Annotated in this window: 5 protein-coding genes, 1 tRNA gene, 2 rRNA genes and 1 pseudogene; 3 read left to right on the top strand and 6 right to left on the bottom strand. The window is 57.5% G+C overall.

Going from position 1 to position 9,782, the window contains the following annotated elements; genetic code table 11:
- The first annotated feature begins 153 nt into the window (after positions 1 to 153).
- The 3 genes from WI754_RS02575 (at position 154) to WI754_RS02565 (ending at position 3,677) form a co-directional block, all read left to right on the top strand.
- Positions 154 to 2,960, top strand: a 23S ribosomal RNA gene (locus WI754_RS02575).
- 214 nt (positions 2,961 to 3,174) lie between these two features.
- Positions 3,175 to 3,289: ribosomal RNA gene (gene rrf, locus WI754_RS02570) — 5S ribosomal RNA — on the top strand.
- Positions 3,290 to 3,600: 311 nt separating this feature from the next.
- Positions 3,601 to 3,677, top strand: a tRNA-Met gene (locus WI754_RS02565).
- Between the two features lie 2 nt (positions 3,678 to 3,679).
- Here the strand turns inward: WI754_RS02565 and WI754_RS02560 are convergent.
- The 6 genes and pseudogenes from WI754_RS02560 to WI754_RS02535 form a co-directional block, all read right to left on the bottom strand.
- Positions 3,680 to 3,868 (bottom strand): hypothetical protein, encoded by a 189-nt coding sequence (locus WI754_RS02560; RefSeq protein ID WP_349436076.1) that lies wholly within the window; start codon positions 3,866 to 3,868, stop codon positions 3,680 to 3,682.
- A 271-nt stretch (positions 3,869 to 4,139) separates the two neighbouring features.
- Positions 4,140 to 4,556, bottom strand: coding sequence for an organic hydroperoxide resistance protein (locus WI754_RS02555; protein ID WP_349436075.1), 417 nt, complete (start codon positions 4,554 to 4,556; stop codon positions 4,140 to 4,142).
- Positions 4,557 to 4,960: 404 nt separating this feature from the next.
- Positions 4,961 to 6,217: pseudogene (locus WI754_RS02550) on the bottom strand (cytochrome c biogenesis protein DipZ); the annotation flags it as partial.
- A 270-nt stretch (positions 6,218 to 6,487) separates the two neighbouring features.
- Complete coding sequence (locus WI754_RS02545) at positions 6,488 to 7,810, bottom strand: ATP-binding protein (protein ID WP_349436074.1); 1,323 nt, start codon at positions 7,808 to 7,810, stop codon at positions 6,488 to 6,490.
- Positions 7,807 to 8,547, bottom strand: a complete 741-nt coding sequence (locus tag WI754_RS02540) for a response regulator (RefSeq protein ID WP_349436073.1) — start codon at positions 8,545 to 8,547, stop codon at positions 7,807 to 7,809. The genes WI754_RS02545 and WI754_RS02540 overlap by 4 nt, the downstream gene beginning before the upstream one ends.
- A gap of 57 nt (positions 8,548 to 8,604) precedes the next feature.
- Positions 8,605 to 9,660, bottom strand: coding sequence for an alpha/beta hydrolase (locus WI754_RS02535; protein ID WP_349436072.1), 1,056 nt, complete (start codon positions 9,658 to 9,660; stop codon positions 8,605 to 8,607).
- Positions 9,661 to 9,782: the final 122 nt, after the last annotated feature.

Here is a 9,782-nt window from a genome sequence, read left to right as displayed (position 1 = left end):
ATTTGGTGTGGTTGTAAAAGGTAACCGCACTGTTGGATCCTGGTCCTACACACTGAGAAGTGTCCGTATGGCCAGGTTTGGAACCCCTTCGAGCGCAAGCGAGAAGGATAGGAATTCCAAACCCAACTAAGGATGAGCATTGGCAATGAGAACGATCAAGTGAAATAAGGGCAATTGGTGGATGCCTTGGCATGCACAGGCGATGAAGGACGTGATACGCTGCGATAAGCCGTGGGGAGCTGCGAATGAGCTTTGATCCATGGATTTCCGAATGGGGAAACCCACCTTAAATGCTTAGAAAATCCAAACTGTTCGCAAGGACGGCTTGGGTTTCTAAGCATTGTGATAAGGTATCTTACCTTCGAATACATAGGGGTAAGAAGCGAACGCAGGGAACTGAAACATCTAAGTACCTGCAGGAAAGGACATCAACCGAGACTCCGCAAGTAGTGGCGAGCGAACGCGGACCAGGCCAGTGGCAATGAGGAATAAAGTGGAACGGAATGGAAAGTCCGGCCGTAGCGGGTGATAGCCCCGTACATGTAGAACACTCATTGTCCTTGAGTAAGGCGGGACACGTGAAATCCTGTTTGAAATTGGGGGGACCACCCTCCAAGCCTAAGTACTCGTGCATGACCGATAGCGAACAAGTACCGTGAGGGAAAGGTGAAAAGCACCCCGACAAGGGGAGTGAAATAGAACCTGAAACCGGTTGCCTACAAACAGTCGGAGCCCGCAAGGGTGACGGCGTACCTTTTGTATAATGGGTCAACGACTTAGTGTGACGAGCAAGCTTAAGCCGATAGGTGAAGGCGCAGCGAAAGCGAGTCTGAACAGGGCGTTCAGTTCGTCGCATTAGACCCGAAACCGAGTGATCTAGCCATGAGCAGGTTGAAGGTTGGGTAACACCAACTGGAGGACCGAACCCGCATCTGTTGCAATAGATTGGGATGACTTGTGGCTAGGGGTGAAAGGCCAATCAAACTCGGAAATAGCTGGTTCTCCGCGAAAACTATTTAGGTAGTGCGTCGACCGAATACCCTCGGGGGTAGAGCACTGGATGGGCTATGGGGACTCACCGTCTTACTGATCCTAACCAAACTCCGAATACCGAGGAGTACTAGTCGGCAGACACACGGCGGGTGCTAACGTCCGTCGTGAAGAGGGCAACAACCCTGACCTCCAGCTAAGGTCCCCAAGTCATGGCTAAGTGGGAAAGGATGTGAGGATCCCAAAACAACCAGGATGTTGGCTTAGAAGCAGCCATCATTTAAAGAAAGCGTAACAGCTCACTGGTCTAAATAAGGGTCTTTGCGCCGAAAATGTAACGGGGCTAAAGCCATGCACCGAAGCTGAGGATAGCGACAACCTTTTAGGTTGCGCTGTGGTAGCGGAGCGTTCCGTAAGCCTGTGAAGGGAGACCCGTGAGGGCTCCTGGAGGTATCGGAAGTGCGAATGTTGACATGAGTAACGATAAAGGGAGTGAGAGACTCCCTCGCCGAAAGACCAAGGGTTCCTGCTTAAAGTTAATCTGAGCAGGGTTAGCCGGCCCCTAAGATGAGGCAGAAATGCGTAGTCGATGGGAACCACGTTAATATTCGTGGGCCTGGTGGTAGTGACGGATTGCACAAGTTGTTCAACCTTATTGGATTGGTTGGGCAGCGGAGCGGTTCCAGGAAATAGCTCCACCGTATAGACCGTACCCGAAACCGACACAGGTGGTCAGGTAGAGTATACCAAGGCGCTTGAGAGAACTATGCTGAAGGAACTCGGCAAATTGCACGCGTAACTTCGGAAGAAGCGTGACCCCACTGCACGCAAGTGTGTTGGGGTGGCACAGACCAGGGGGTAGCGACTGTTTATCAAAAACACAGGGCTCTGCGAAGTTGCAAAACGACGTATAGGGTCTGACGCCTGCCCGGTGCTGGAAGGTTAAGAGGAGAGGTGCAAGCTTTGAATCGAAGCCCCAGTAAACGGCGGCCGTAACTATAACGGTCCTAAGGTAGCGAAATTCCTTGTCGGGTAAGTTCCGACCTGCACGAATGGCGTAACGACTTCCCCGCTGTCTCCAGCATAGACTCAGTGAAATTGAATTCCCCGTGAAGATGCGGGGTTCCTGCGGTCAGACGGAAAGACCCCGTGCACCTTTACTATAGCTTTACACTGGCATTCGTGTCGGCATGTGTAGGATAGGTGGTAGGCTTTGAAGCGGGGACGCCAGTTCTCGTGGAGCCATCCTTGAAATACCACCCTTATCGTCATGGATGTCTAACCGCGGTCCGTTATCCGGATCCGGGACAGTGTATGGTGGGTAGTTTGACTGGGGCGGTCGCCTCCGAAAGAGTAACGGAGGCGCGCGATGGTGGGCTCAGACCGGTCGGAAATCGGTCGTCGAGTGCAATGGCATAAGCCCGCCTGACTGCGAGACTGACAAGTCGAGCAGAGACGAAAGTCGGTCATAGTGATCCGGTGGTCCCGTGTGGAAGGGCCATCGCTCAACGGATAAAAGGTACGCCGGGGATAACAGGCTGATGACCCCCAAGAGTCCATATCGACGGGGTTGTTTGGCACCTCGATGTCGGCTCATCGCATCCTGGGGCTGGAGCAGGTCCCAAGGGTTTGGCTGTTCGCCAATTAAAGCGGTACGTGAGCTGGGTTCAGAACGTCGTGAGACAGTTCGGTCCCTATCTGCCGTGGGTGTAGGAATATTGACAGGATCTGTCCCTAGTACGAGAGGACCGGGATGGACATATCTCTGGTGGACCTGTTGTGGCGCCAGCCGCATAGCAGGGTAGCTATATATGGAATGGATAACCGCTGAAGGCATCTAAGCGGGAAACCAACCTGAAAACGAGTATTCCCTTGAGAACCGTGGAAGACTACCACGTTGATAGGCCGGGTGTGGAAGTGCAGCAATGCATGAAGCTTACCGGTACTAATCGTTCGATTGGCTTGATTGTTCTCATTGCCGATGTTCATCAAAGATGAACATCTTCTCTTCTGTCCTGACGCGCTAGTCGCGCTCCGGACGGCCGCTTGGCCTTGCGGAGCTGCGCTCCGAAGTGCCTCAAGCAGCCTGAAAAAAAAGACGTGTTCAAAAATGAAGTCTCAGACTTCAACCAGCTTCTCATTTGGTTTTGCGCTGTCGCCAGCGCAATTCTTGCCCTTTGCCGACCTGGTGGTTATTGCGGGGTGGCTGCACCCGTTCCCATTCCGAACACGGCCGTGAAACGCCCCTGCGCCGATGGTACTTCGTCTTAAGACGCGGGAGAGTAGGTCGCTGCCAGGTCTGCAAAAGGCAAGAAACAAACCAAATCATGCGCCGCATGCCGTAAGGATCGCGATAAGCCGCATGATCAACAAAAACTATCTTCTCTTCATCCTCCGGCTCAGCCGAAACATCCGGGCCGCCCTCAAGCGGCCTTTTTGCTTCGATAATATACGCCGGGAAAACAATGAAATGGCTGCCGTACCGCTCAGACGCAGCAGCCCCCCGCCGAACCGCAGAAGGCAAAGCCTTCGACGACCGGCAAACAACAGAATCCCGGCTGCAACTGCAGTCCAAGACAGACATTTTGCCAAAGGCAAATTATCCGATACCGCGGGGTGGAGCAGCCCGGTAGCTCGTCAGGCTCATAACCTGAAGGCCGCAGGTTCAAATCCTGCCCCCGCAACCAAATCAAAACAAAAGCCCCCAAGCAGAAATGCAAGGGGGCTTTTGACGTTTCTGCCCCGTGGCCAGAAAACCAGCATCAAGCTTCTGCAGATAGTCGTGCAGATAGTCGTTGTGCTTCAAAGCCTCGAAACGCTTTCCCATTGCGGTCGAGGCAGCCATCGCCGCCATGACGCTGGCGATATGGCCGTGCACGTCAAGCCTCCCCGGCCGGTCGCCCGACGTCTCGCGGATTGCGGTGCTTGTGATGGTCGCAGTCGCAGCCGCAGCCGCCGGTTGCGCGTGCAGCAGGCTCAATGTGCCGGCGGCCGACGTAGCGAGCAGTGTGGCTGCGGTAGGGGTCAGAACGCTGCGCCGTGTGGACGCCAGCGAAACGGTGGACAGGACGATTTTCCTTGTTTGGAACGGAGTTGGCGTCAGGGCGGGCTGTCCGATGGACCAGCCCGCCCTGACGGTGAAAGACCGGTTAGACCAGGTTGATCACGACATCGATGTTGCCGCGTGTGGCCTTGGAATAGGGGCAGGTCTCGTGCGCCGCGTCCGCCAGAGCCTGGGCGATCTCCCGCTCCAGCCCCGGCAGGCTGACGTTGAGGCGCGCCTGGAGAACGTAGGCGCCGTCCATGTGGACCAGATCCACTTCGGCATCGACTGCCGTATCAGTCGGGAACGCGATCTTCATTTTGTGGGCAGCAAGACCCATTGCTCCGATGAAGCAGGCCGACCAGCCGGAGGCGAACAACTGTTCGGGATTGGTGCCGCTGCCCGCCTTGCCGGGAGAGGAAAGCCTGATGTCGAGGTTGCCATCGGAACTGCGCGAAGTGCCATCGCGGCCGCCAGTGGTATGGGCCTTGCCGGTGTAGAGGACGTTTTCGATCTGGGTCATGACATGGTTCCTTTGAAGCGAGGCGCCTGGGCGCAATGGCTGATGACCAGCCAATGACCGCATAAGGCGATCGCCACGTATCCCGCATGTGTCCTGATCGAGCGGAAGTGTAACCGCGTGTGGGAGAGGGCCGGACCGGTACAATGCGGTACAAAGTACCGGCAGCTGTGCGGTCTCCCGTCGAACGCGGCCCGATTGTTGCGGCTGTCGATGCCGGGACCGAACTGAAGACAGCACCTCGGGCTTGCTCTTCCGAGGTGCTGTCTTCTGCAATGTCGCAAGCCGATATGTAAGCTCAAAGGGCTTGGAGGCGAACTTGGCCGTATGAACAGACTTGGCTAAAGGCGACCCATTGATCTTGCTCAACCACGATGCTGGCTCTGAGCGGCGGGCCTCTCGAGGCCCTCGCTTTTGGCTTCGGCCAACAGGTCCTGAATGACCTCCTCGGCTTTGTCGTAGTCCCCCTCGCCGAAATGATGATACCGGATCTGGCCCTTGGCATCGATGAAGTAGTGGGCGGGCCAGTAGTTGTTCTGGAAGGATTGCCAGATCTTGAAGTCGTTATCGACGGCAACCGGATAGCCGATCTTGAAGTCGATGATCGCCTTCTTGACGTTGCCGATATTCTTCTCGAAGGCGAATTCAGGCGCGTGGACGCCGATCACCACGAGTCCCTGGTTCTTGTATTTCTCCGACCAGGCCCGAATATAGGGAACGGTGTGGATGCAGTTGATGCAGGAATAAGTCCAGAAATCCACCAGCACGACCTTGCCGCGAAGCTGCTCCGTCGTCAGCGGCGGTGAATTCAGCCATTGAACGGCGCCATCAAGCGACGGGAATTCGCCTTCCACCGGCAGTTCGCTGCGATATCCTTGGACGGTACCGGCCGCGGCGAGCATCATGCTGTTGCTCGCAACCGCAACCGGCTTCGGCTTTTTGGCATTGAACGCATCGAGAAGCGACTGCTCGATCTTACTCGTACCGAAGTTGGAAAACCGTCCGAGGGCGCCGGTATCGGCACCGAGACCGATCGCGACGACGCCCGCCAGGACGGCGACGCCGAGGCCGCGGCGCACCCATTCGCCGGCGCCAAGCGATTTCTTCATCATGGCGAGAACCCTGCCGCCGATCAGGAGGGCAACGGCGAGCGACGTCGCCGCACCGGCCGAATAGGCCAGTAGGAGGACGGTGGTCTCGACGTTGGCACCTTGAAGGGCTGCACCCGTCAGTACAAGGCCGAGGATCGGTCCGGCGCACGGCGCCCAGAGCAGGCCGGTAGCAAAACCCAGAAGCAGCGCGCTGCCCGCCGTGGGCATATTGCGTGGTCCGCCGGTCGAATTCAAAAGCCTGTTGCCGAACGCGACGAGCGGCTGTGTCAGGATGCTGGCGATCAGCGGCGAAACAAGTGTTACGCCGAAAACGGCGAGCAGGACGATCGCGGCGTAGCGGCCGTATTCATTGGCTTGAATTGCCCAGCTGCCGCCGACCGCGGCAATCGTTGCAACGACGGCAAAGGTCATGGCCATGCCGGCAAGCATCGGCAGCGTGCTCTTGAGGAACGGCTGTCCGGCGCGCGCAAAGACGAAGGGAAGGACGGGCAGGATGCACGGACTGAGGATTGTCAGCACACCGCCGAGATAAGCGACTATAAGAAGGGACATCATTGTTTCCTTTGAAGAATGAGCGCAGGGGCGCAACGGCTGAAGGGCAGCCGGTGACCGCATAAGGCGGTGGCGATGTATCGCGCATGTGTCCTGATTGGAGGAAAGTGTAACGATATGTAGGAGCTCAGCGGGGCGGCACAGTGCGACAAAAAAGGCGTGCCGTTGCTGGCTTCCGTTACCGCTGTAACGCCCAGACGAATCTGCGTTGCCAGAGTTGATTGGCGAAACCCTACGGGGCTGCCGGAGGTGAAACCTGTTTCGAGGTCGTCAAGGGATGATGACTTCTGCCGACAGTCCGCCACCCTCGCGATTGCGCAATGCGAGCGAACCGCCGATCGCGAGCGCCAGCTGTTGCGCTATGGCCAGCCCAAGTCCGGTGCCTCCGGTTCTCCGATTGCGGGACTGTTCAAGCCGGAAGAATGGTTGCATGACGGCTTCGAGTTGATCCTCCGGGATTCCCGGGCCGCGATCGAGCACCTTTATGACGACCGCTCCTTCTTCACCTTTCTCGACCGATATGTCCGCGCTGCCGCCAAACTTGAGCGCGTTGTCGATGAGATTGGTCAGGATACGGCGCAGGGCATGGGGCCGGGTGACGATCGCGCCGTTGATTTTCTCGGTGACTGCCACGGCCTTGCCGGTGTCCTGATAATCATAGACGAGGCTCTCGATGAAGGCACGTATGTCGATACGCGAGGATTTTTCGGTGTCTCCATGGGCACTGCGCGCATAGGCCACGCCTTCGTGGACAAGGCGTTCGATTTCGGCCAGGTCCTGTATCAGTTTTTCCTTTTCGACAGAATCATCGGCCATTTCGGCCCGAAGCTTCATGCGCGTGATGGGTGTTTGAAGATCGTGAGAGATGGCCGCGAGGATTTGCACTCTTTCTTCCAGGTACTGCGCGATGCGATCTCGCATAGCGTTGAAGGCCTTCGCAGCATAGGCGACCTCGCGCGGCCCCGTTTCGCTCAGGCGCGGGGTTTTTGCATTGGGGTCAAGCGCATCGGCGGCATAGGCAAGATTGACGAGAGGGCGGATTGCCAAGCGGACGGCAAACCAGCTGCAGAGGAGGAGAAGAATGAGCTGCAAGACGAGAACGTAAGGCAGCCATTCGGCGAGTGGCATGATGGGAGCCGGGTTCACATCGATCGTCAGCGGCTTGCCATCGCTCAAGGTCAGGTGGGCCTGAAGGCGTTTGCCGTCGCCCGGTATGGATTTAAACGTTATGGGGAAACGCGGATCAACGGCTTCTCGTATTTTCGCGGCGATGCCGGCGCCCTGTTCGGTCAAGCTGGGAACGCCGGCAAGGCCCGGTCCCAGCTCATAGCGATAGGTGCCTCGATCGAGACGCTGCAGCCAGTCCGACCGTTCGGTGGCAGGCAGGCGATCGAGAATGGCGATCGAGGTCGCCACATCGTTCTCGAGCGTGTTGAGCATAACGGCCCGCGCCGTCATATAGCGCTCCAGAAACTGGGCGCTGAAGGAAAGACCCTGCGCAAGCATCAGGCCGGCGAGAAGGATAAGGAACAGCCGCGATCCCAAGGTACGTGGCCAGGGCCGGAAGCTGTCAAGTGCGGGAGGGGCGCTCATCGCCGGACCTCGGTGATTTCGACCGGCACCGCGAACACATACCCTTCGCTGCGCACGGTCTTTATGTAGGCCGGCTCGCGCGCGTCATCGGAAAGGCGCTGGCGAAGGCGGCTGACGAGAAGGTCGATCGAGCGGTCGAACAACTCCGCTTCTCGACCCTGCGTGAGGTTGAGAAGCTGGTCTCGATTGAGCACGCGCTGTGGATGATCGACTAAGACGCGAAGCAGGCGGTACTCGGCGCCGCTGAGCGCGACGACCGTTCCCTCGCGATCAAGCAGATGTCTTCCGGTCGTGTCGAGCTGCCAGTCGCCGAATGTCAGCAGCTGCCCGACTTCAGTCACCTGAAGATTGGGGGGCAGCATGCGCGTCCGGCGCAGAACCGCCTTGATCCGGGCGAGCAACTCGCGAGCCGCAAACGGTTTTGCCAAATAGTCATCGGCCCCCATCTCCAGGCCGATGATGCGATCGGTCTCGTCGCTTCGCGCCGTCAGCATCAGCACCGGCGTCGACTTGTGTTTACCCGCCCGCAATTCGCGGCACAGCACCAGACCGTCATCGCCCGGCATCATCAGATCGAGCACGATGAGATCGACGGTGTTTGCCTCGAGAAAGGCCCGCATGTGCCGGCCATCCGCCGCAACGGTGACCCGCAAGCCGTTTTTCGTGAGATAAGTTGAGACCAGTTCCCGTATTTCGCGATCGTCATCGACGACAAGAATGTGATCGATGTGATCCATGGTCAGGCATCCTCTGTTGGCTTTGCGTCAGGATAGCTCCATCACCCGAAAACGCGATCAGAATCTCGCGACATCGACGACTGCCTTGGCGAAGGCTTGGGGTGCTTCCTGCGGCAGGTTGTGACCGACGCCTCCCTTGATGATCCGGTGTTCATACTTGCCCGAGAACTTCTTGGCATAGGACGCGGCGTCGGGGTGTGGTGCGCCGTTGGCATCGCTTTCAAGTGTGATTGTGGGCACGGCGATGACCGGGCCTTCAGCAAGCCGCCTTTCCAGCTCATCATATTTTGCTTCGCCTTCAGCCAGACCGAGCCGCCAGCGGTAATTATGGATCACGATGCTCACATGATCCGGGTTGTCGAAGGACGCCGCGGTGCGGTCGAATGTTGAATCGTCGAATTTCCACTCCGGCGAAGCGATCTGCCAGATGAGCCTGTTGAAATCGTGCGTATTTTCCTCGTAGCCGAGCCGACCGCGTTCGGTGGAAAAATAGAACTGGTACCACCACAACAGCTCTGCCTTTGGCGGCAATGGCATCTTGTTGGCTTCGCGGTTGCCGATCAGGTAACCGCTGACGGAGACCACGGCCTTGCAGCGCTCTGGCCAGAGCGCTGCGACGATATTGGCCGTGCGCGCGCCCCAATCGAAACCGGCAAGGACCGCTTTCTCGATCTTCAGGGCATCCATCAGGGCGATCACATCGACGGCGAGTGCCGACTGCTGGCCATTCCGGGCTGTTTCGCTTGAGAGGAAGCGCGTCGTACCATAGCCGCGCAGATAGGGAACGATGACGCGGTAGCCTGCCGACGCCAGCAACGGCGCGACGTCGACGAAGCTGTGAATGTCGTAGGGCCAGCCATGCAGAAGAATGACGGCAGGACCATCGATCGGCCCTGCTTCGGCATATCCGATATTGAGAACGCCGGCGTCGATCTGTTTCAGCGCGCCGAAGGACGTGTTTCTGCCAGCTGGTTTGTTCGTGAGCGGATCAGACGACTGTGTGACCGCGGAGTTTGCCTCCGCAATGCCAGCGGCAGCGAATTGCGTTGCGACCAGTGTGGTGGCTGCGATACCGAAAAAACGGCGGCGATGATGATTGATACCTTCTGACATTTTTCTCTCCAACGACAATCAAGCAGCCGTAAAAGATGGCTCGCATGTGTATGCAATGTGTCCCTCTTGGCTCGATTGTGAAAGCAAATGTAATTCCTGGGCGTTCAGATACTTTGCGATAC

It is taken from the genome of Pararhizobium sp. A13 (genome assembly GCF_040126305.1).
GTDB lineage: Bacteria > Pseudomonadota > Alphaproteobacteria > Rhizobiales > Rhizobiaceae > Pararhizobium.
Note: the sequence above shows the minus strand (reverse complement) of the source record. Positions and strands in the feature narration are given on the sequence as shown.

Excerpts from the sequence above, each read along its gene's own strand:
- WI754_RS02540 (WP_349436073.1), bottom strand. The coding sequence starts at position 8,547 with ATGGATCACATCGATCACATTCTTGTCGTCGATGACGATCGCGAAATA.
- WI754_RS02545 (WP_349436074.1), bottom strand. The coding sequence starts at position 7,810 with ATGAGCGCCCCTCCCGCACTTGACAGCTTCCGGCCCTGGCCACGTACC.
- WI754_RS02535 (WP_349436072.1), bottom strand. The coding sequence starts at position 9,660 with ATGTCAGAAGGTATCAATCATCATCGCCGCCGTTTTTTCGGTATCGCA.
- WI754_RS02555 (WP_349436075.1), bottom strand. The coding sequence starts at position 4,556 with ATGACCCAGATCGAAAACGTCCTCTACACCGGCAAGGCCCATACCACT.